This is a genomic window from Candidatus Saccharimonadales bacterium (assembly GCA_035697325.1).
In the GTDB taxonomy this organism is placed as follows: domain Bacteria; phylum Patescibacteriota; class Saccharimonadia; order Saccharimonadales; family Saccharimonadaceae; genus JALRBM01.
The window spans coordinates 1-21495 of the sequence record DASSDB010000009.1 but is presented as its reverse complement, the minus strand read 5'-3'; the positions used below and the strand labels follow the sequence as shown (position 1 = coordinate 21495).

Below are 21495 nucleotides of genomic sequence, written 5' to 3'. Positions count from 1 at the left end.
TGAGTATTGAAGCGCCCGGATCTGTCGTGCTTGGAAGTGATTACGACCACTACATATGGAAGAAAGTGTCATATATACAACAAGAGGAATTAACGGAGTCTGCGAAACTACTGTTGGGTATTTCACAACAGGATATTAACACCGTTAAGAAGAATGAACCAATCGGTAACGATGTCTTAGAAACAACAGACATTACACATGCAATTATTTATGCGGATGGTGGTTCTCGGGGCAATCCGGGTCCTTCGGCGTCTGGTTTTGTTATAATGAACGACCAAGAGCATGTCATCCATGAAGGAGGAATGTACCTGGGAATTACTACAAATAACCAGGCAGAGTATCACGGTGTACGACTTGCGCTTGAGAAAGCTTTGGAGATGGGTGTAAAGACGGTTGATTTTCGTCTGGACAGCCTACTTGTGGTTAATCAGATGAATGGAATCTATAAGATAAAAAACAGAGACCTATGGCCGATCCATGAACGAATCCAAGAACTTGTCAGGGAGTTTGATAAAGTTACCTTTACTCATGTCCGTCGTGAGTTCAACCAGCTCGCCGATGGTATGGTAAATAAAATTCTCGATGCCAGAGAACTCTAGGTAGGGTATACTGTTGAATAGGCAGCTTATTAAGTGATCGCTTGTTTTAGTACAAGAGGAAAGTCCGGGCAGCGTAGGGCATAACAGTCGCTAACGGCGACCGGGAGTAATCCTAGGGAAAGTGCCACAGAAACGATACCGCCTTCCGTTAGGGGGGTAAGGGTGAAAGGAGTGGGGTAAGAGCCCACAGCTGCTCATGGTGACATGAGGAGGAGGTAAACCCTGTTAGCTGCAAGGAGATCTACGTCAAGGGTGGCCCGCCTGTAGGTCGTTATCCGCTCGATTTCTTGGGCAACCAAGGAGCTAGATAGATGATCACTCACGACAGAACCCGGCTTATCGATAGGCTGTCGAACTAAAAATACTCCCAATTGGGAGTATTTTTAGGTGTAAGGAGTTGTTTAATTATTTTACAGATTTAACGACTGCGGCAAATGCTTTAGGCTCGTTTACGGCCAGTTCAGCGAGTACCTTACGGTCTAGCTCAATATTAGCCTTCTTAAGGCCTGCGATAAGGTTACCGTACGTGACACCGTGTTCACGTGCTGCCGCGTTGATACGGGTGATCCAAAGACCACGAAGGTCACGCTTTTTGTTGCGTCGGTCGCGGTATGCGTATTGTAGTGCGCGGATAACCCCTTGCTTAGCAAGACGGAATGAACGCGTACGGTTATGCTGCATACCTTTGGCAAGCTTTAGAATCTTTTTGTGTTTAGCTCGTGCTGCAACGCCTCGTTTTACTCGCATTGTCTTAAACTCCTAGTGCTCGCTTAACGTTTTTAGCCATTCCACCGGTAACTTGAGCACCGTTGTTAATAGCACGCTTGCGGCTTTTACTTTTCTTCTGAAGAAGGTGGTTACCGAATGCGCGGCGGCGAGTCAGTTTACCTGTGCTCGTCAGCTTGATGCGCTTTGCGGTACCCTTATGGGTCTTTAGCTTTGGCATTATTTACTCCTTACTACTATATTCAGATTGCGACCAGCCATCTGAGGTTTTTGCTCGATTATTATATCTTCGCCAAGGAGATTATCGATCCGATCAACCATTTCGTAACCAAGCTCTTTGTGGGCTAGTTCGCGGCCTCTGAAAACGATCATAATTTTGACTTTATGCCCGTCGTCGATAAAGCTACGAATTTTACGGAGCTTTATGTCAAGGTCATTCGCTCCGATCTTAAGACCGAGGCGCATTTGCTTGAGCTCGCTGGCTTTGCTGTTCTTCTTGTGCTTTTGCTGCTCTTTCATCTTTTGATACTGGTACTTACCCCAGTCGATGATTTTTGCAACAGGTGGGTTGGCTCCTGGAGAAATTTCTACAAGGTCTACTCCAGCTTCTTCGGCAGCCTTGAGCGCCTCCACGCGGCTCATGATGCCAAGTTGCTCTCCGTCTGCCCCAATGACACGAAGTTCAGGTGAACGAATTGCTTCGTTAATACGAATTGATTGATTAATCGCTAATCTCCTCTACGAGTTGCAATAATTTAAGCGTTACTCGTTCTCCATTCTATCAGATTCGCCACCACTGTTCAAGAGTTTTGTCGATATTGAAGTGCCTCACTGACATGCGACACTTCAATTGAGGGGCTACCTTCAATATCGGCGATAGTTCGGGCGACCTTTATAATTTTAAAATAGCTCCGCGCGCTAAGATTCAGCCGGTCAACGGCCTGTTTGAGAAGATTGAGCGCATCGTCTTTTATCGAAGCCAATATGCCCATTTCGGAATTTTTAAGCGAGTTGTTGTATCGACTTGTCGTCCCATATCGCTTACTTTGAGTGGACACCGATTGTGCTACTAACTTCTGCGCATTTTCGTGCTGAGAGTGAATGGCTGGCGAACTATGCAAAAGAGAGTCGCTAGGTACTCTTGAAACAGAGACGACGAGATCGATGCGGTCCAAAAAAGGGCCTGAGAGCTTTCTTTGATAGTTAAGAATTTGGGTGGAGTTACAAGTACACTCTTTAGCCGAATCACCGTAGTAGCCACAAGGACAGGGATTCATTGTCGCTACCATCATAAAATCAGCAGGATAGCGGACACTTTGGCTGGCACGAGTAATCTGAATGGCTTTGTCTTCTAGTGGTTGACGTAGGGCTTCAAGGAGCGAGCGTGGATATTCGGGAATCTCATCAAGAAAAAGCACACCTAAATGAGCTAAGCTGATTTCACCCGGGCGTGGATGAGTACCTCCTCCAATGAGAGAAGTTCGGCTTGCTGTATGGTGCGGCGCTCTAAAGGGGCGTTTTTTAACGATGGCCTCCGTTTCTCCCGCTAGCCCATGGAGCTTGGTTACGGCAATCTGTTCTTCGTGAGATAAGGGAGGGAGAAGGTTAGCGAGAGTCTTCGCGAGCATCGTTTTGCCGGATCCTGGCGAGCCGGTAAAGAGGATATTATGATGACCCGCGGCGGCAATAATCAATGCTCGTTTAGCCTGTTCTTGGCCTTGTATCTCGTCAAGGAGAGGGGGGAGAAATGAGACGCTTTCTTTTGCCCTGGTCTTTCCTTGAAGTGGTTGAAGCCTTAGCTCGTTTTTTAAGTGAAGAAAAAGCTCTCTTAGATGGGATATGCCTATTATCTCGATGTCAGGGATGAGTGCGGCCTGCTTTGCATTCTCATATGGTAAAAAGACGGTTTGTATATTCATACTGCGTGCTTTTTCCGCAATACTTATTGCGCCTCTGACAGGTCGAACCGTTCCGTCAAGAGCAAGTTCTCCGGCAAAAACAGCATTTTCTATTTGTGATTGAGTCAGTTGTCCGCTGCTCACAAGAATTGAGAGGGCAATAGGAAGGTCGTAATGCGTACCATCTTTTGGTAGTTCGGCAGGGGCAAGATTGATAGTAATTTTGCGCGCTGGATATTCCAAAAGCGTATTAACAATTGCACTCTTAACACGCTCTTTAGCCTCATCTATGGCCTTATTGCCAAGCCCCACGATTTGGAGGCCGGGTAAGCCTTTCGCTGCATGACTTTCAACTTCAACGATTGATCCGTCAAAGCCTACGGGCGCTACTGAAAGTATTTTTGCAACAATCCCCATAACGCTAGCTAGTTAAACATAGCCATAAGCTATTTGCAAGGTAGATTTTTATGATATAATATAAGATGTTTTGGGGCTGACTCAGCTTTCGACAAAAGGACTTTAACAGGCTATTTTGCAAGTCGACGATACGCGTAACGTATATTTTTAATTGCAAAAGATTTTGCTAAGGCAGCTACAGAGAAGCTTGCAGTATTTGCGTCAGCATTTACTTCAGCACCTCGTGCTGTCTCAGTTCTAGCTTAATTGCTTTAGAACCATTCTACTCTTGAAGGCAACATACGAGGGTAGGGTGTTATATACCATGTTGCTTACTTCATTTTCGGGCAGCAGCGGGATGAAGGAAAGATTACTGCGAAGTAATGTAGGTATTTTTGTATATTCTTTAGCCTGTATTACGAAAGCCTAGAATAGACTATACTTGTAGACGAATAGCTCGTTACCTTTTGGACCCGGGGGCAGTTCCCGGCAGCTCCACCAAATGTGATTTTAAAATACCCATCCGAGCCGATGGGTATTTTCGTTGCAAAATCATTGCAGAAGAAAACAACCACCTGCGAGTAGTGGTTGTTTAGTGTGGAGTTTTTGATTCTTGTTTATTTTTGGCCTCTGTATAATTTTTTTATTCAGAAGCTACCCCTATAATATGATGCCAAAGCGCTTGTGTCAACATAAAACATATATAAAATTTTGGTAAAAAATACCACGTGTGGATAAGTCCGTTTTGCCTGTAGAGGTATGGTGTCCTTCTGATTTTTAAGACCATAGACATTTGGACGATGTTTTTTAGTTTTCATTGGAAATTATGCCCGTTTGTAAAACTGGACATTATAAATACTTGGCTGCGTGGGGGAAACGCGCGTATTGGCTTATTAATCATGATATTGTTATGACTCGTGAATATGTAGCTAACGACATATGATCCCTTCTTAATAGAATTAAGTCAGTATCTAATGTACCAGTTTCGAAATACTAAAATATTTGCGTGACTTGGATTAACCCATCCGATATCACGAAGCCTGCTCATGGCTCTAGTGGCCAGTTGGCTCACTGTTCACTGATGGTTATATTGCGTAGTGCAAGTCGTATGTATTGTATTCGCTTGTACCATTACTGCTAGCCGTCTTATGTGTACTTTGACTTAGTTTGTATGATTGAATATGTAGATAATAATTCAACGATGTATTTAAAACTTTATGTCCCTTTGCTATCTTAAAAACGCAAACTCCTTAACTAATAATGAATAATATACAACACTTTTGCTATGAAAAGTATTGCATGAAACGTACAAAAATGCTAATGTTTAAACATAGCTTTTACAAAAAACAAAAAGCAAAAAATTACATTAAAAATTTAAACTGACTGCTGTAAGTTTTTTGACGGAAACTTGGCGGTATACTCCGTATAAAATGAGTTGCGCACCTGCGCACCCAAGCACCTTATATGCGTGATGAATACTGCCATGCTCCGTCAAATGATGTCTGAGCTCTGTCGCTAGTACCGACGCGTCTAGTTAATCCTCGTATAAAAGTAACCTTTACTTTAGCGGGTAGAACACTAGACGTGTCCGTGGAACGTGATATTTTAGATGCCCCAGGTTTTCCTGGAGCGGTCAGTTGCCACGAGCAGTAGCCTGCTTTGAAGCACGCGCCAAATAGTTTAGTTATAGAGGCGGATGTCGCTTTCATTGCACTTATAGGTCTGCTGCTCTGGCTCTCTTGGTGGTATAGTGGGGACATGTTAGAGCGAATAATAAGTGTGAGTATAGTTCTAGCAATCGTAGTTTTAACTGTAATGTTACAGGTAAGTACTCCTACGACTGCGGGTCCGTTGGGTATATTAATTGTCTTTATTTTTATGTATGTGTTAGCACTGGGTGTGCTAACTTTCTTTATTTTTGGGGCCAGTAGAGTATGTGCGCGACTTATAAAGATAGCATCGCCGAAGGCGCAGCAACGACCGCTCACATTAGTGCGTTCGTATTATTTTTCTTCAGTCATTGCACTTGCGCCGGTCATTTTTATAGGTATGCAATCTGTGGGCGAAGTGAGTTTTTATGACGTTGTTCTAGTAGTTCTCTTTGTAGGCGTAGCCTGTTTTTATATCGCTAAGAGGACGGCATAAAACACATATGGCTAAAGTAGCGATTATGCTATAATTACAGATATGGAACCTAAGTTGTCTGCACCAAACCGAGGGCCGGAGCACTTACCCAACGTGCCTGGTGGGAACCCTGAATATATACCTTCTGTCACTCCACCTGAAAAGAGGCCCGAAGTAGGATACGAGAGGCAAGAAACGCGACAAGAGTCGACCGCTGCTAATACGGCGGGGCTTCCTATGCTTCCTCCGGTGCAAGTTCAGTCGTCCGTACCAACCGACGACGATACGAGTGCCATCCCTCCTAGTGCTACTCCGCTTGTCGCAGCTGATGACGATCTTATTGAGAAAGAGTGGGTAGATAAAGCTAAGGCAATTGTCACAAAAACGAAAGACGATCCATATCAAAGAGAGCAGGAGGTGGGGAAATTGCAAGCAGATTATCTGCGTAAGCGGTATGGCAAGGAGCTCGGTGCTTCGTAAGCGGAAAGGGTAGCATATGGCAGGGGTGTTTATCAGTATTTTTGCTTTCGTGTTTCTCGGTCTTGTTGTCGGGCTTTTTGTGTTTTCGCAGTACAAGAAGACACTACGGGAGGCAAAGAACTACGAACGCGGACTAAAAATGGTCCCTATGCTGATTCATCTTCCTCCATCGAGCGACGATTTAGAGTCTGGTTCGCGCGACGAAAGGGATGTGACTGAAGAAGTACTTTCCCAGGCTCAGGTAATGTATAACATCATTGCGAGCACTGCGACGAAAGGCTTTAAAAGTAAGATATATGGACAGCGTCATCTTTCGTTTGAGATCCTGGCTCATGAAGGGCTTGTCCGCTACTATACGGTTGTCCCATCTGTTCTTATCGATGTTGTCCGTCAGGCGGTCACTGCTGCGTATCCGTCCGCGCGTCTTGAAGAGGTAACGGAGCACAACATATTTAGTAAAGTCGGGAAAATGAGCGGAACGATCGGTGGAGAGTTTACGCTTAAGAAAAGCTATGTCTATCCAATTGCGACATATCAAGAGACGAAACGTGATGCTTCTCGGGCGCTACTGAGTGCTCTATCAAGCGCAACAAGAGAAGACGGCATTGCTATTCAGATGATGCTTCGACCCGCAAAAGAGGGCTGGGCAAAGAACTCTATTTCAACAGCCGAACGTATCAAGAAGGAAAAAGGTAAGAAAACTGGTGTTGGCGGCCTGGTTGCACCTAAGGACCTTATGGAAGCGCTATGGAAGCCACCGGTGACAGAGGACGTAAAAGCAGAGGACAAGCAACTATCTTCACTTGAAAAAAACACAGTAGAAGCAATTGAGGAGAAAACCCGTCACCCTGGATACGAGGTATTAATTCGAGTTGTTGTATCTTCTAACACGGCTGTGCGCTCACAGGCGTTGTTAAAAAACGTCGTTGCCGCATTCTCTCTGTTCGATTCGCCGTCATTTAATGGATTTAAATTTGCTATTTCAAAGAACATAGAAGAACTCGTGACAGCGTATATATTTAGGTTCTTCCCCCAAACAGTTACGCAGAATGTTCTAAATAGTGTAGAACTTGCAACGATCTTCCACCTTCCGGATCAAAATAATATTCCGACGGCGCAAGTCCAGAGGCAGTTGTCTAAACAAGTGGATGGTCCTACTCAGATTATGGATGAAGGTTTCTTGCTTGGGTATAATGAATTCCGTGGAGTAAAGAAGCCGATTCGTCTCAGTACAAACGACCGCCGTCGTCATACTTACATCATTGGACAGACGGGTACTGGTAAATCGGTATTCCTCGAAAACCTTGCTTATCAGGATATGATGGACGGCCGAGGCTTCGCTCTCATCGATCCGCATGGTGATTTAGTTGAAAATCTTCTCGGTAAAGTACCTAAAGAACGTGTTGAAGATGTTATTTACTTTAACCCAGGGGATATGACTCATCCGGTGGGTCTTAATATGTTTGAGTTTGACTCTCCTGATCAAAAAGACTTTCTTATTCAAGAAGCGATTAATATGCTCTATGGTTTGTATGACCCGGGCCACACAGGTATCGTTGGTCCGAGACTGGAGCACATCTTTAGGAACTGTGCACTACTTCTTATGTCGGATCCAAATGGTGGAACATTTATCGATATTCCAAAATTGCTTATTGATGAAGAGTTCGTGAAGAGCAAACTCAAATATGTTACTGATCAAAATGTACTTGATTTCTGGACAAAAGAATTTCCTAATTCCCAGCGATCAAATGAATCAGGAGAAGTGGTAAGCTGGGTCGTGAGTAAGTTTGGTCCATTTATCTCTAATGATGCTATGCGTAATATTATTGGCCAAACTAAGAGCGGCTTTAACCTTCGCGAGATCATGGATAACAAGAAGATCTTGCTTGTTAACCTCAGTAAAGGCAGGATGGGTGAGCTGAACTCCAAGCTCCTTGGTATTATCTTTGTAATGAAGTTCCAAGCTGCCGCTATGAGTAGGGCAGATATCCCTGAAGAACAACGACTGGATTTCTCTCTATATGTTGATGAGTTTCAAAACTTCGCAACAGAGAGTTTCGAATCGATCTTATCTGAAGCGCGAAAGTATCGCCTCAACCTGATATTGGGTAACCAATTTATGACACAGCTTACTGACAAGATTCGTGAAGCTATTATTGGTAACGTTGGAACGGTAATTAGTGGACGTATAGGTATTACGGATGCGGAAGTTCTTGTAAAGAAATTTGCGCCGACGTTTGATGTAGAAGATCTTACGAAGATGCCGAACTATCAGGCGATCGTAAGTCTCATGATTAATAACGTTCCATCCTCACCGTTTAGCATGTCGTTTATTCCACCGATGGGCCAAGTTAATGCGCAACTGAGTGATGCCCTTAAGAGACTTTCAGCGGCAAAATACGGACGTCCACGATCTCAAGTAGAAAAAGAGATATTCGATCGTTTAGGTTCGGGCACAGTGAAAGCGGACGCTAAAGCGCCTCCAGGTCGGCCCGCGGCTTCTAAGCCAGGGGGCGCCGGGTCATCATTTTTGGATGACTGGCTTGCTAAACGTAAGCAGATTAGCACTTCGCCCGCAGCACGTCCTATAGCGGGGCCATCTGCCCAGCCGCAATCTGTAGCTCCTCGGGCTCCTGCGGCTTCTCCTAATCCATTTTTACCTCCCACATTCTCACAAACACCCGTAGGCCCTCAACCGCTATCTTCCTCGACTCTGCCTCCGGGGGACACGCAGAGTCCCACGGAAGCCCCTCAGGCGCAACCAGAAGCACCTCGGAAAGCGGTAAATCCCGATAGCTTACATTTGCGAGGATCGGCTCAAAACCATGATGATGAAATATCTATAAAATTAAGATAGCGTGTCGGTGTTTCCGATACGCTATCTTTTTCACATGAGCTGCTAATTAGCTACTGCGCCCGGTAACCATTACCTTAAGGAAGTCATATACGACGCCCAAGACCCAACCTAGTATGAATGCGGCGATCGTTTCGAACCCTGAAAGGGGATAGCCAAGATTCTTGGCGAGTAAGTAGACCCCAAGAGTGAGCGCAAAAGCGAAAATAGCACCTGAAAGTATGGCATTTGGCCGTGCGATGGTACTGCCCACACTCTCGCTAACTTTTTCAACAGTTTTGTTATGAATAACTTTACTGAAGTTTCGGCTTGGCGCAGACATTTGAGAACGCACTTCTTTCATGGTTGCATTGAAGCTTGCGTCCTTGTCCGCCTTGCTGAGAGGGCCCTGGACGCGACGTTCAGCGGGTGACGCCTCAACTTCTTCGTGTAACTTCTCTTTTTCTGCGCTCGAGGCTCTTTCTATGGCTTCTTTACGGGCATCTTCAAGATTCTCTTTTGAGGTCTCAACACCTCGCTCGAGGTCTTCTCGTAAGCGCTCACGTTGCTGTTCGCCAGCTTCGGCTAGCGCTTCAGGATTAATTTCGCGCTCTGGTCCTGTATTAATCTTCTCTTTACTCATGACACCTCCTAGATAGTTCCTGCGTTGAGATCTTTACGGATAAGACGAACCTCTTTTTTCATTTGTCGTGCACGAGCATAGAAGTAGGTGATGATGGCTAGCGCAACTCCAGCTACGATCATATTCTCTGTTGCTCCTGTTTTTGGAAGTTCACCCACAACTTGCTCAACAGCTTTTGGTGTAGGACAATTGACCATGATGGTTGTTGGGTGACCAGAGAAATCGTTTACAAGCCGACAGTTGTATGACTCAGGGTTTCCAACGCTTTTTGGCGTGGCCGGTATAGTAGATTTTATTTGAACGCTGATAATCTTTTGAACGGTTTCACCAGGCTTGATTGAGAGGGGCGCCCACGTAATAATATTTACTTTTTCAACAGGGGTAAAGGCGTCTTTTTTGGTTAGTGTCCCGCCCCCCGTGTCGATCATATCTGCGTATTCAAGAACGTCTGCCATGTTGTCCTCGATCGCGTAAGATCCTGTTGTTTTGCCTGTATTCTTAACAGAGAGTCTGTATTCAAGGCGATCGCCGGGATTGGCGGTGGTGCCATCCGCGTTGTCTTTAAGCTGAGTAACGTTTTTAACCGTTTTGCTTAACTCAAAGGTCGACTTGCAGTTCTTGTCTTTATACCAAATGGTTGAATCATCTTCGCATGGTTTGCAGTCCGGGTTGCTGGCAACGAGGTCCGGATTGAGAGGGCAGCGCGGCTCTGGACTCACGGTGAGCGGTTTTTGACAATTTGCGCCTGTCTTAGCGCCAACACTCGTGTTCACAGTGAGGGCAACTGTGTACGCTCCGTCTTTTGCAAAGTCGTAGTTAAGAGAATTGGTGAGCTGCGTGCTTGCAACACTGCGTGTATCGATTATTTTGCCACTATTGTCTTTAATGCTATATGCATAGCTTGATACGCTTGCGCCATTGCTTGTGGATGCCTTTCCCGTAAAGGCAAAGCGAGTTCGTGATACAGGGGTAATCGTCAGCGATGAGCAGGCTGCGACAGGCTGAGGTGGGGGAGGGGGGAGGTTAAGATATGCTGGGTTTCCACATCCCATCATGATGGCGAACCACTGTCCATCAGAGGCTCGCTTGCCAATGAGCGCAGGATACGCAGATCCATGAACAGTTGTCCAGGAGGTGGAATCAAACTTGTAAAGCTGGCTTTCGTAAACGGTAGTTGATGTACCGCCAATGGCGATGGGGGTTCGTTGCCAGTCATAGGTTGAACGCCCAACACTTTTGATTGTCAGATTAAAATCACGTGAATTAAAGCTTCCTTGGGCGCTATTAAGGATATCTTGGCGCGTAATGCCAAATTGCGTGTAAATCTGCTGAAGGTCTGTGTGACCTGCGCTGTCACGGTTTTGATCATACATAGACAAGAACTGCTCCTTGCTTGTAAAGCCCCCGTAGATAATATTATTGCCATTTGCGGCGTTGGCAGACTCAGGGGGCGAAAAGACCGCAAATGCTTGCACCACCAGAGCAAGTGCTGTAAATATAAGGCCAATGCGACGGGTTGACTCTTCTTTGCGAAGCCGTTTGGCATAAAAACCAAGCTGCCCTACGAGCGCAGGGCTAAATGGTAAGTTGGAGACTATTTTCCTAAACATAGTTCATTTTTTGCCTATTATTTTTGATTTTTTCACCTCTTGATAGAATATTAGCATAAGAAATATGTTCAATACAAGAGCTTGAGTGAACACAATTTATTCGTTATAATAGAAACATTGTAAATAGCTGAAATGTCTGGATAGTGAGGGAACATGGCTAAACAAAAACAAGCTGGTGACTCATATGATGCGTCACAAATACAGGTTTTAGAGGGGTTAGAGCCAGTACGTAAACGACCCGGTATGTATATCGGAAGTACTGGGTATGATGGTTTGCATCATCTTATTAAAGAAATCGCCGATAACTCGATCGATGAAGCAATCGCCGGTTTTGCTAGCCGGGTAGACATCGTCCTTTTAGAGGATGGTGGTATCACGATTACTGACAACGGACGAGGGGTCCCTGTCGACAAACACCCCAAAACTGGGCTCAGCACCCTAGAGACAGTCTATACGGTTCTCCACGCTGGAGGTAAGTTTGGCGGCGGCGGCTATAAAGTATCATCCGGTCTCCACGGTGTTGGCTCTAGTGTTGTTAACGCTCTTTCGACGAAACTTATCGCTCAGGTAGTAAAGAATGGCGAACTATACAGTGTTGAATTTGAACGGGGTGCAACAAGCGTTCCATTCAAAAAGATGGGAAAGACGGATTTGCCAACGGGTACGATAATTACTTTCTACCCAGATCCTACAATCTTTAAAGAGACGGTAACCTTCGATTATAAGTGGGTCGTTAATTATGCTCGTCATCAGGCCTATCTTACTAAAGGTGTTTACATTACAGTTCGAGACGAACGCTCGAAGGAGCGCGCAGCATTCTACTTTGAGGGTGGTATTCAGAGCTACGTAAAACACCTTAATATTGGTAAAGATATTCTTAGCGACAGCGTCTTTTATGTTGAGAAGCAAGTTGAAGATTCAATGATAGAGGTGGCCGTTCAGTATAATAATACCTTCGTTGAGATGGTAAAGCCATTTGCTAACAACGTCTTGACCCCTGATGGTGGTACGCATCTTATAGGGTTCCGCTCAGCGCTCACTCGAGTTATTAATGACTACGCACGAAAGAATAGCCTTCTAAAGGAAAAGGAGGATAATCTAACAGGAGATGATATTCGTGAGGGTCTTACAGCAATCATCTTAGTTAAACTACCTGATCCACAGTTTGAGGGCCAAACTAAGAATAAGCTAGGCAACCCTGAGGTGCGTCGCTATGTCGAACAGGTAATGAATGAGTACTTCAGTTATTATCTCGATGAAAACCCTGATGTAGCCAAGAAGATAGTGGGTAAGGCACTGCTTGCAGCTCGTGCACGTAAGGCAGCTCGTGCAGCGCGTGACAATGTGCTCCGAAAAGGCGCGCTTGATGGTATGGGACTCCCTGGAAAACTTTGGGATTGCTCAAGCAAGAGTCCGAGTGAAAGTGAAATTTACATCGTTGAGGGTAATTCCGCAGCTGGTTCTGCTAAAGAGGGCCGCGATAATAGAACACAGGCAATTTTGCCACTTCGTGGTAAAGTTCTCAATACTGAACGGGCACGTCTTGATAAGATGTTTGCTAATAAAGAGATCGTTGCCATGATTCAGGCATTTGGCGTGGGAATTGGCGAGCAGTTTGATATCAACGGACTTCGCTATCACAAGATTGTCATTATGACCGACGCCGATGTAGATGGTAGTCATATTGCGACGCTGCTACTAACCTTCTTTTTCCGTTACATGAAGGAGGTCGTTGAAGGTGGATACGTTTACCTTGCAAAGCCGCCGCTCTATAGTATCAACAAAGGTCAAAAGAAAATTTACGCCTACGATGATGAGGAGCGTGATCGTATCCTCAACGAGCTGATTGCCGATAAGGAGAATCGTGGTACGGCAGTCAATGCAGATGATGACAAGATGAAGCAGGCCGGTGTGACAATTTCGCGCTTCAAGGGTCTTGGAGAGATGGACGCCGATCAGCTATGGGAAACCACCATGAATCCCGAAAATCGGGTGCTGATTCGGGTTCGTGTTGAGGACGCTGAACGAGCAGATGCAATTTTTACGAAACTGATGGGTGATGAAGTAAGTTTGCGTAAGACATTTATCCAGGTGCGTGCAAAAGATGCTGACCTGGAAGAGCTGGACGTATAAGGGGTAGGACTATGGATGATGATATGACAACAACTACACCGACAGAGGACACTACACCTCTAGAGGGGGATATTGTAGAGAATACAACTGGACTTGAACACCGTACGCTCGAAAACGTTATGGAGGATAACTTCTTCCGTTACTCCATGAGTGTAATTGTTGAGCGTGCACTACCTGATGTGCGTGATGGTCTTAAGCCGGTTCATCGGCGTATCCTCTATACAATGAACCGCGATGGACTGCGCGGCGGTTCAAAACACCGTAAAAGTGCAACGGTTGTAGGTGCCGTAATGGGTGACTTCCACCCTCATGGTGATACGGCAATCTATGATTCGATGGTTCGTTTGGCTCAGCCTTGGGCTTTACGTTACCCGCTTGTTGATGGACAAGGCAACTTCGGTTCTATGGATGGCGACCCGGCGGCGGCGATGCGTTACACCGAGGCGCGTATGACTCGTGCAGCCGATGAAATGATTGTTGATATCGATAAAGATACGATTGATTTTCGTGATAACTACGATGGTCGCTTGCAAGAGCCTATGGTATTGCCTGCTAAGCTGCCGAACTTATTGCTCAACGGTCAGATTGGTATTGCAGTGGGTATGGCGACAAATATTCCTCCGCATAACCTTGGAGAGTTAGTTGATGCTTCGATCGAACTCATCGATAACGAACACGCAACACTCGATGACCTACTGAAACACGTTAAAGGACCTGATTTCCCAACGGGCGCAGTTGTGTATGGTGGGGCTCCTATGAAGCAAGCTTATCAGACAGGTCGCGGGAGCGTCATGATTCGGGCAGTTGCTGATATTGTTGAAACCAAGAAGGGCCGTCATCAGATCGTTGTCACCGAAGTACCGTATGGTGTAAATAAGGCAACACTTATTGAAAAGATTGCTGAATTAGTTAAAGACAAGAAACTTAACGGGATTAGTGACCTACGCGACGAGAGTGCTCGCGGAACTGTTCGAGTTGTTATCGAACTCAAAAAAGACGCTTACCCAAAGAAGGTGCTTAACCAGCTCTACAAGCTAACCGCACTTCAAACCAGTTTTAATTTCAATATGTTGGCACTGATAGACGGTATTCAGCCGCGTATTCTTGGCCTACAGGAAATGCTTCAAGAATTTGTGAAGCATCGCCAGAAGGTAGTCCGCCGACGTACAGAATTTGAGCTTAAGAAGGCAAAAGAGCGTGCACATATTCTTGAAGGATACAAAATTGCTCTTGACCATATCGATGAAGTGATCAAGACCATTCGTGCGAGTAAGACACAAGACGAAGCTGAGAAGGCTTTGATCACAAAGTTTAATCTTAGCGAGATTCAAGCTAAAGCTATCCTGGCAATGCAGCTCCGTCGATTGACCGGTTTAGAGCGAGAGGCTATCGAGAATGAGCTTAAAGAACTTCTTGCACTGATTTCAAAGCTGGAGGGAATTCTGGCCGATGAAAAGGAAATCCTAAAGATTATTAAAACCGAACTGCTTGAAATGAAAGAGAAGTACGGGGATGATCGCCGCTCAAAGATGATCAATCATGAGCTCGGCAAGTTTAGTGACGAAGAGCTTATCCCCGAGGAGGAGTCCGTTATACTTCTTACAACAGAAAACTACATCAAGAGGACACTTCTTAGCGAATATCGTCGTCAAAATAGGGGCGGTAAGGGTAAGCGTGGCATGACAACTAAGGAAGAAGATGTCATCGATCAACTTGTGCCAGCCAATACACACGACTACCTGCTGTTCTTCACTAATAAGGGTAGAACGTTCCGCCTTAAGGCATATGAAGTTCCTGCCGCGAGCCTGGCCGCCAAAGGCGTTGCAGCCGTAAACTTGCTCCAGTTGCAGCCTGAAGAAAAAATCACCTCAATCATTCGTCATGGAAAAGACACAAGTGATGAGGGCTACCTCTTCATGGCGACCACGAAGGGGACGATCAAAAAGACACCGTTCAAGGACTATGCTAATATCCGTACGAACGGCCTTATCGCTATTCGGCTTGATGACAAAGATGAGCTGCGATGGATTAAAAAGACCTCTGGTAAGAACGATGTAATAATATCAACGTCTGCGGGTCAGGCAGTCCGGTTCAATGAAGAAGACGCGCGCCCTATGGGTAGGGCAGCCCGAGGTGTTCGTGGCGTTCGCCTTCGTCCGAATGATTCGGTTGTAGGTATGGACATAGTTTGCAATGATGCTCAGAATCTTCTAGTTATCAGTAGGAACGGATACGGTAAGATTACAAAAGCAAGTAATTTCCCAAGTCACAAGCGTGGAGGAGTGGGTATTAAAGCAGCTGTTGTGACAGCTAAGACGGGCCCTATCGTTGATGTTCGCACACTCGAGCCTGAGGCAAGTGAGCTCCTGATGATCTCAAATAATGGTCAAACGATTCGAGTTAGCCTTAAAGATATTCCGGTACTCGGTCGTACCACTCAAGGTGTTCGTGTGATGAGACTGGCCGACGGGGACGTTGTTTCTTCGCTTGGTTTGATGGCAGAACAGCCCCAGGATATTGAGGATAGTGTAGAATAGTAATATGTTGATATTTTCCCCTTATATCATTGCAATTCTCCTGGGGTGGATTGTTGCTCAGGGGGCAAAATACCTTATTGTGGCAGTTCGCCAGCGTCGTTTTGATCACATTCGCCAGTTATATTTGTCTGGCAATATGCCAAGTGCCCACAGCGCGACAGTGGTGGCACTCGTGGTCGTCGTGGCACTGCGTGATGGCTTAGAGAGTGGACTCTTTGCGGTTGCAGCTTTACTTGCCGGAATCGTCATGTACGATGCTGTAATGGTTCGACGATCCTCTGGGGAGCAGGGCGTGGCAATCCAGCAGCTTATTAAAGAGCAGAAAAGTTCGGTTTCTTTGCCTCGCGCAGCAAAGGGCCATACTCCTATGGAAGTGCTAGTGGGCGCGCTGCTCGGACTTATAATCGGTCTAGTTGTCTTTTTGGCTACAAAATAATCTAAATTACCCTTGACGATACCTAGATCAATAGAGTATGCTAAGTATCAGTCTGATCGCCCGTAGAGGCGATACGCAACACTGTGGAGTTGGGCAGATGATTTAAAGTGATCTTTAACAATTTAGTTGTGCAATATTTAGAAATTTGTTTTCAAATTTCTTGTATAGGTATATTGAGTATTTATACTGGATATACCTTATCATCGTCAGTCTATTTATAGACGTATCTGAAACTCAGATACATCTTTTATGGAGAGTTTGATCCTGGCTCAGGATGAACGCTGGCGGCGTGCCTAATACATGCAAGTCGTGCGGTAACAGAGGTAGCTTGCTACCTGCTGACGAGCGGCGGACGGCTGAGTAACGCGTGGGAACGTGCCCCAAAGTGAGGAATAACTGCCCGAAAGGGTAGCTAATGCCGCATATGATCTTCGGATTAAAGTATTTATACGCTTTGGGAGCGGCCCGCGTCCGATTAGGTTGTTGGTGAGGTAATGGCTCACCAAGCCGACGATCGGTAGCTGGTCTGAGAGGATGATCAGCCAGACTGGGACTGAGACACGGCCCAGACTCCTACGGGAGGCAGCAGTAAGGAATCTTCCACAATGGGGGCAACCCTGATGGAGCAACGCCGCGTGCAGGATGAAGGCCTTCGGGTTGTAAACTGCTTTTATAAGTGAAGAATATGACGGTAACTTATGAATAAGGATCGGCTAACTACGTGCCAGCAGCCGCGGTCATACGTAGGATCCGAGCGTTATCCGGAGTGACTGGGCGTAAAGAGTTGCGTAGGTGGTTAGTAAAGTGAATAGTGAAACCTGGTGGCTCAACCATACAGACTATTATTCAAACTCACTAACTCGAGAGTAGCAGAGGTAACTGGAATTTCTAGTGTAGGAGTGAAATCCGTAGATATTAGAAGGAACACCAATGGCGTAGGCAGGTTACTGGGCTATTTCTGACACTGAGGCACGAAAGCGTGGGGAGCGAACCGGATTAGATACCCGGGTAGTCCACGCCGTAAACGATGGATACTAGCTGTTGGAGGTATCGACCCCTTCAGTAGCGAAGCTAACGCGTTAAGTATCCCGCCTGTGGAGTACGGTCGCAAGACTAAAACATAAAGGAATTGACGGGGGACCGCACAAGCGGTGGATCGTGTTCTTTAATTCGATGATAAACGAAGAACCTTACCAGGGTTTGACATCCTTGGAATTTCTGTGAAAGCAGAGAGTGCTTTATTGAGCCAAGTGACAGGTGATGCATGGCCGTCGTCAGCTCGTGTCGTGAGATGTTTGGTTAAGTCCATCAACGAGCGCAACCCTTGTGAATAGTTGTATTTTTCTATTCAGACTGCCCCGGTAACGGGGAGGAAGGAGGGGATGATGTCAGGTCAGTATTTCCCTTACACCCTGGGCTAGAAACACGATACAATGGCCAGTACAATGCGCAGCAAAGCCGCGAGGTGGAGCAAATCGCATCAAAGCTGGTCCCAGTTCGGATTGGAGGCTGAAACTCGCCTCCATGAAGTCGGAATCGCTAGTAATCGCAAATCAGCAAGTTGCGGTGAATACGTTCCCGGTCCTTGTACACACCGCCCGTCAAACCATGAAAGTCACCAACACCCGAAGTCCGTTTCGGCGGCCTAAGGTGGGGGGGATGATTGGGGTTAAGTCGTAACAAGGTATCCGTACCGGAAGGTGCGGATGGATTACCTCCTTTCTAGGGAGAGTTATGCCACTCATACGAGTAATCTATGAGTGAAGCTAGGTCGGTCTTGTTACTTGTGCTGAGCTTACATAAGTAACGTTGTTCCTCTTAGGAACAAGACTAAGTTCAAAACCAGACGAAGCGATGATATGCACAACTAAGTTGTTAAAACCTAAAATAACCTCCGAGAACCGGAGGTTATTTTAGTAGGTGTACATTCCTTATCTTCCAGGAAAGAGCATGCTGAAGAACCAACCCAGAATAAGACTGTGGAGGTTAACCATGACAATAACGCCTATACCACAGGTGATGAAGGCCCAAAGCTTGTATCGATCGTAGCTCGCCACACCGCTGCCAAGGTTATCTGCGATCTGTTGGTGCCATTTTACGAAAGCAACGCCCGCAGCTAAAATAAGAAGGCCGATAAAGAATGATCCAAAGCTAAATTCATATGTCATGTATCAAATTATACTCTTGCTTGAAGAGTTAATCTACGGTAGAATATATTAAGTTCGCACTACTGTGGGGATATAGCTCAGTTGGCTAGAGCACCTGCTTTGCAAGCAGGGGGTCCAGGGTTCGAGTCCCTGTATCTCCACCATATGGGGTGAACCAGGCGAAAGTCTGGGACACTCCACCAAAGACTATTTTGTGTGAACAAACGCACCTTTTGAAGATCAATTCACATGCGGGCGCTTAGCTCAGTTGGCTAGAGCACCTCGTTTACACCGAGGGGGTCGGGGGTTCGAGCCCCTCAGCGCCCACCATGAATTGATATAAAGCAAGAAAGTATTTTCTGAACGTATGGGCGATTAGCTCAGCTGGTTAGAGCGCGTCACTGATAATGACGAGGTCGGAGGTTCAAGTCCCTCATCGCCCACCAGTTCAGAAAATGCTTTTTTGTTTTATAAACACCTTTTCATCTTGTGAGTAAAATCACCCCGAAAACTATTGCAAAAAACTCCTATGTCGAGTATAGTAAATACCAGTTAAGCGAATGTTCAAATGAACCTCTGGCGATGTGTGATAATTAGCAAATCGTAACAGAGGTGTTTTTTATCGCAAAAATAACAACAAATTACCACTTTACAAGTTGCGAGGCAAGGTGGTACGATAGCTGGAGCTTGAGTGCAGATATGATACATCGAAAGGTGTAAAAGAATGTGCTCTCAAGTGTGGAGAACGCAGGAAATTTAACAATTAGGCTGATAAAGTTAAAATTGACGGCCTAGTAGTTGTATTTAGCAATTACTAGTCAAGTCAATGCATAAAAAGGTACTCAAGGGCACAGTAGTGGATGCCTAGACGTATATTACCGATGAAGGACGTGGAAGACTGCGATAAGCTTCGGGTAGCTGTCAACAAGCTATTATCCGAAGATTTCCGAATGGGGAAACCCGGTATGAGTCATGTCATATCACCGTTACCTGAATATATAGGGTAATTGAGAGGGAACCGACTGAACTGAAACATCTTAGTAGGTCGAGGAAGAGAAAGTAAATAACGATTCCGAAAGTAGTGGCGAGCGAAATCGGAAGAGCCCAAACCTTACAAGTTTTTGTCTGTCAACTTGTTGATAGACAAATAAGCTGATAGGCGAATACTTATAAGGGGTTGTGAAATAACACAAGACCAGGTCAGAGTACTGAAGAGCAATCTTCAGGAATCTGACTTGCGATATCAGGCTATCAACTGATAGTAAGGTAAAAAATTAGCGTGGTTAGCAGAATAGTTTGAATGACTAGCCAAAGAACGTGAAAGCCGTGTATGCGAAAGCGACGCTGACCTTATATGTGTTTTTTCGAGTAGGGCGGGGCACGAGAAACCCTGTCTGAATCCGGCTGGACCACCAGCCAAGGCTAAATATAATATACGATCGATAGTGAACTAGTACAGCGATGGAAAGGTGAAAAGAACCCCGGGAGGGGAGTGAAATAGATCCTGAAACTCTGTGCCTACAAGGAGTCGGAGCATCTTCGGATGTGACGGCGTGCTTTTTGTAGAACGATCCAGCGAGTTAATTTCAAGTGCAAGGTTAAGTCAAGTGACGGAGCCACAGTGAAAGCGAGCCTGAATAGGGCGAATAAGTACTTGGGATTAGACCCGAAACCGGGTGACCTAACCATGGGCAGGCTGAAGCTACTGTAATAGGTAGTGAAGGGCCGAACCGTAGAGCGCAGCAAAGCTCCCGGATGACCTGTGGTTAGCGGTGAAATGCCAATCGAACTCGGAGATAGCTGGTTCTCCTCGAAATAGCTTTAGGGCTAGCGTCGTGTGGTAGCACATGGGGGTAGAGCTCTGTAAAGGACTGGGGCTGGCAACGGTACCCACCCTTAACAAACTACGAATACCATGTGTGGAATCACGGCAGTTAGAACGGCGGGGCTAAGCTCGTCGCTCAAAAGGGAAACAGCCCAGACCATCGTCTAAGGTCCCTAAATTAACACTCAGTGGGAAACAAGGTGAGATTTCTTAAACAGCTAGGATGTTGGCTTAGAAGCAGCCATTCATTTAAAGAGTGCGTAACAGCTCACTAGTCAAGAGATCTTGCGTGGAAAATGTAACGGGGCTAAAGTGTTATACCGAAGACATGGATTGTACGTTTACGTACAGTGGTAGAGGAGCGTTCCTATCAGCGGTGAAGCAGGACTGGAAAGTACTGTGGAGCGGTAGGAAGTGAGAATGCTGGAATGAGTAACCATAAGATAGGTGAGAATCCTGTCGGCCGTAAGAGCAAGGTTTCCTGAGCCATGGTAATCATCTCAGGGTTAGTCGGGCCTAAGCCGAGGCGCTAAGCGTAGGCGATGGACATCAGGTTAATATTCCTGAACCGGTTAAGTTTTGTACACTGTTCACGGGGAAGTAGTCGAAGCGGATTCATGGTATGTATCCGTCCAACTCAGCGGGAACGCGAGAGGAGTGAAAGTGATCCTTCGGGATTACGATTTTGATCAAAGCCCTGGCTAGAAAAGCAGGTGTACGCGTGAATTTAGCCGCCCGTACCGCAAACCAACACAGGTGCTCGAGTCGAGTAGACTCAGGCTTACGAGAGACCCTTCGCTAAGGAACTCGGCAATACAGCGACCGTAACTTCGGGATAAGGTCTGCCCCCACTTCGGTGGATATGAGCCGCGTTCACTCTAGCAAAGGTGGTTAAAACGTGCAATGTAACGATTGCACATGAGTACGCTCGGTATTTCTTTATAGAAATATCAAGTGAACAAATCCTTTTATGAACCACAACTTTGTCTGAGATAGACTGAATCATGATTGATTTACGCTTTTTGAACGCGAATCTCTCGCATCTAACGATGTGGGGGCCGCAGCAAAAGAGCCCACGGAACTGTTTACCAAAAACACAGGTCTCTGC

General features: G+C 45.9%; 14 protein-coding genes, 3 tRNA genes, 2 rRNA genes and 2 other RNA genes. 14 read left to right on the top strand and 7 right to left on the bottom strand.

The genetic code is table 11. The annotated features are described in order from the left end of the window. Both VFH06_05945 and rnpB read left to right on the top strand, forming a co-directional pair. The coding region (locus VFH06_05945; protein HET6747613.1) for a ribonuclease HI family protein at positions 1-599 on the top strand (599 nt) is incomplete at its 5' end. A gap of 21 nt (positions 600-620) precedes the next feature. Then, positions 621-954: RNase P RNA component class A (gene rnpB / locus VFH06_05940), an RNA gene on the top strand. Positions 955-1004: 50 nt separating this feature from the next. On the opposite strand, the gene rplT is transcribed toward rnpB, so the two are convergent. From rplT to VFH06_05920, 4 genes are all read right to left on the bottom strand, one after another. Next, positions 1005-1346 carry a 50S ribosomal protein L20 gene (rplT, locus tag VFH06_05935; protein ID HET6747612.1) on the bottom strand — a complete coding sequence of 114 codons (342 nt, stop codon included), beginning with the start codon at positions 1344-1346 and terminating at the stop codon, positions 1005-1007. Positions 1347-1350: 4 nt separating this feature from the next. Next, a complete protein-coding gene (gene rpmI, locus VFH06_05930; GenBank protein HET6747611.1) occupies positions 1351-1545 on the bottom strand; it encodes a 50S ribosomal protein L35 in 195 nt (64 codons plus the stop codon). Then, positions 1545-2033 (bottom strand): translation initiation factor IF-3, encoded by a 489-nt coding sequence (gene infC / locus VFH06_05925; GenBank protein HET6747610.1) that lies wholly within the window; start codon positions 2031-2033, stop codon positions 1545-1547. The genes rpmI and infC overlap by 1 nt, the downstream gene beginning before the upstream one ends. Before the next feature lie 92 nt (positions 2034-2125). After that, positions 2126-3640: a YifB family Mg chelatase-like AAA ATPase gene (locus VFH06_05920; GenBank protein ID HET6747609.1), complete on the bottom strand. Its 1515-nt coding sequence runs from the start codon at positions 3638-3640 to the stop codon at positions 2126-2128. Positions 3641-3712: 72 nt separating this feature from the next. Between VFH06_05920 and ssrA the strand changes: the two genes are divergently transcribed. The 4 genes from ssrA to VFH06_05900 all read left to right on the top strand — a co-directional run bounded on the left by ssrA (position 3713) and on the right by VFH06_05900 (position 9080). After that, positions 3713-4120: a transfer-messenger RNA gene (ssrA, locus tag VFH06_05915) on the top strand. 1257 nt (positions 4121-5377) lie between these two features. Further along, positions 5378-5764 carry a hypothetical protein gene (locus VFH06_05910; GenBank protein HET6747608.1) on the top strand — a complete coding sequence of 129 codons (387 nt, stop codon included), beginning with the start codon at positions 5378-5380 and terminating at the stop codon, positions 5762-5764. 42 nt (positions 5765-5806) lie between these two features. After that, complete coding sequence (locus VFH06_05905) at positions 5807-6223, top strand: hypothetical protein (protein ID HET6747607.1); 417 nt, start codon at positions 5807-5809, stop codon at positions 6221-6223. 16 nt (positions 6224-6239) lie between these two features. Beyond that, positions 6240-9080 carry a DUF87 domain-containing protein gene (locus tag VFH06_05900; protein HET6747606.1) on the top strand — a complete coding sequence of 947 codons (2841 nt, stop codon included), beginning with the start codon at positions 6240-6242 and terminating at the stop codon, positions 9078-9080. 46 nt (positions 9081-9126) lie between these two features. On the opposite strand, the gene VFH06_05895 is transcribed toward VFH06_05900, so the two are convergent. Both VFH06_05895 and VFH06_05890 read right to left on the bottom strand, forming a co-directional pair. Beyond that, a complete protein-coding gene (locus VFH06_05895; GenBank protein ID HET6747605.1) occupies positions 9127-9699 on the bottom strand; it encodes a hypothetical protein in 573 nt (190 codons plus the stop codon). 8 nt (positions 9700-9707) lie between these two features. Continuing rightward, positions 9708-11309, bottom strand: a complete 1602-nt coding sequence (locus VFH06_05890; GenBank protein HET6747604.1) for an isopeptide-forming domain-containing fimbrial protein — start codon at positions 11307-11309, stop codon at positions 9708-9710. 153 nt (positions 11310-11462) lie between these two features. On the opposite strand from VFH06_05890, the gene gyrB reads away from it, so the two are divergent. The 4 genes from gyrB (at position 11463) to VFH06_05870 (ending at position 18137) form a co-directional block, all read left to right on the top strand. Further along, positions 11463-13442, top strand: coding sequence for a DNA topoisomerase (ATP-hydrolyzing) subunit B (gyrB, locus tag VFH06_05885; protein HET6747603.1), 1980 nt, complete (start codon positions 11463-11465; stop codon positions 13440-13442). An 11-nt stretch (positions 13443-13453) separates the two neighbouring features. Further along, positions 13454-15979: a DNA gyrase subunit A gene (gyrA, locus tag VFH06_05880; protein ID HET6747602.1), complete on the top strand. Its 2526-nt coding sequence runs from the start codon at positions 13454-13456 to the stop codon at positions 15977-15979. A 4-nt stretch (positions 15980-15983) separates the two neighbouring features. Then, on the top strand, positions 15984-16415 hold the full coding sequence (locus VFH06_05875) for a divergent PAP2 family protein (GenBank protein ID HET6747601.1): 432 nt from the start codon (positions 15984-15986) through the stop codon (positions 16413-16415). A gap of 246 nt (positions 16416-16661) precedes the next feature. After that, positions 16662-18137, top strand: a 16S ribosomal RNA gene (locus VFH06_05870). Positions 18138-18346: 209 nt separating this feature from the next. On the opposite strand, the gene VFH06_05865 is transcribed toward VFH06_05870, so the two are convergent. Next, positions 18347-18583 (bottom strand): hypothetical protein, encoded by a 237-nt coding sequence (locus VFH06_05865; GenBank protein HET6747600.1) that lies wholly within the window; start codon positions 18581-18583, stop codon positions 18347-18349. A 66-nt stretch (positions 18584-18649) separates the two neighbouring features. On the opposite strand from VFH06_05865, the gene VFH06_05860 reads away from it, so the two are divergent. The 4 genes from VFH06_05860 to VFH06_05845 all read left to right on the top strand — a co-directional run. Further along, positions 18650-18726, top strand: a tRNA-Ala gene (locus VFH06_05860). An 89-nt stretch (positions 18727-18815) separates the two neighbouring features. Further along, positions 18816-18892: transfer RNA gene (locus VFH06_05855), tRNA-Val, on the top strand. Between the two features lie 39 nt (positions 18893-18931). Beyond that, positions 18932-19008: transfer RNA gene (locus VFH06_05850), tRNA-Ile, on the top strand. A gap of 386 nt (positions 19009-19394) precedes the next feature. Continuing rightward, positions 19395-21495, top strand: a 23S ribosomal RNA gene (locus VFH06_05845); the annotation flags it as partial.

Coding starts and splice junctions, on each gene's coding strand:
- VFH06_05900 (HET6747606.1), top strand. CDS start 6,240: ATGGCAGGGGTGTTTATCAGTATTTTTGCTTTCGTGTTTCTCGGTCTT.
- VFH06_05895 (HET6747605.1), bottom strand. CDS start 9,699: ATGAGTAAAGAGAAGATTAATACAGGACCAGAGCGCGAAATTAATCCT.
- rplT (HET6747612.1), bottom strand. CDS start 1,346: ATGCGAGTAAAACGAGGCGTTGCAGCACGAGCTAAACACAAAAAGATT.
- VFH06_05905 (HET6747607.1), top strand. CDS start 5,807: ATGGAACCTAAGTTGTCTGCACCAAACCGAGGGCCGGAGCACTTACCC.
- VFH06_05920 (HET6747609.1), bottom strand. CDS start 3,640: ATGGGGATTGTTGCAAAAATACTTTCAGTAGCGCCCGTAGGCTTTGAC.
- gyrB (HET6747603.1), top strand. CDS start 11,463: ATGGCTAAACAAAAACAAGCTGGTGACTCATATGATGCGTCACAAATA.
- VFH06_05890 (HET6747604.1), bottom strand. CDS start 11,309: ATGTTTAGGAAAATAGTCTCCAACTTACCATTTAGCCCTGCGCTCGTA.
- VFH06_05875 (HET6747601.1), top strand. CDS start 15,984: ATGTTGATATTTTCCCCTTATATCATTGCAATTCTCCTGGGGTGGATT.
- rpmI (HET6747611.1), bottom strand. CDS start 1,545: ATGCCAAAGCTAAAGACCCATAAGGGTACCGCAAAGCGCATCAAGCTG.
- VFH06_05865 (HET6747600.1), bottom strand. CDS start 18,583: ATGACATATGAATTTAGCTTTGGATCATTCTTTATCGGCCTTCTTATT.
- VFH06_05910 (HET6747608.1), top strand. CDS start 5,378: ATGTTAGAGCGAATAATAAGTGTGAGTATAGTTCTAGCAATCGTAGTT.
- gyrA (HET6747602.1), top strand. CDS start 13,454: ATGGATGATGATATGACAACAACTACACCGACAGAGGACACTACACCT.